Origin of the sequence: Marinobacterium marinum (assembly GCF_013868415.1) — a bacterium.
In the GTDB taxonomy this organism is placed as follows: domain Bacteria; phylum Pseudomonadota; class Gammaproteobacteria; order Pseudomonadales; family Balneatricaceae; genus Marinobacterium; species Marinobacterium marinum.
The window spans coordinates 1-531 of record NZ_JACEMT010000023.1 but is presented as its reverse complement, the minus strand read 5'-3'; the positions used below and the strand labels follow the sequence as shown (position 1 = coordinate 531).

The following is a 531-nucleotide window of genomic DNA, read 5'->3' as shown; positions in this document are numbered from 1 at the left end:
ATTATCGCCGGTTGGCGCTTGTATCAAACAATACAAGACAATCTTTCAGATCCAATTTGTTAAAGAGCGTTTAAAGCTAAGAAGCTTTAAAAGATAAACTCAAAAAGAGCCCATGTTTTAAAACTTTCTTGACCATCCCGCGGGTTTAGGGAATGGTGGAGCTATGCGGGATCGAACCGCAGACCTCCTGCGTGCAAAGCAGGCGCTCTCCCAGCTGAGCTATAGCCCCAGAACATAATTTTTCACTATGCAAGGCATGGTGCTGTGACGCATAGTCAACTATGCGAGCAGTGCCATAACGCGGCAAAGTGGAAAATTGGTAGGCCTGAGTGGATTTGAACCACCGACCTCACCCTTATCAGGGGTGCGCTCTAACCAACTGAGCTACAAGCCTACAGTGTTCAACCACTGTGTGGTTGATACGCTCTCTCTAACTTTCGATCAGGTAATATGTGTGAACGCTTGCCAGAACTTCGCAATCGTTTAAGGAGGTGATCCAGCCCCAGGTTCCCCTAGGGCTACCTTGTTACG

At 47.6% G+C, this 531-nt stretch carries 2 tRNA genes; both read right to left on the bottom strand.

The features are described 5' to 3' along the window. Positions 1 to 153: 153 nt before the first annotated feature. Positions 154 to 229, bottom strand: a tRNA-Ala gene (locus H1S06_RS00475). Positions 230 to 317: 88 nt separating this feature from the next. Continuing rightward, positions 318 to 394: transfer RNA gene (locus H1S06_RS00470), tRNA-Ile, on the bottom strand. Positions 395 to 531: the final 137 nt, after the last annotated feature.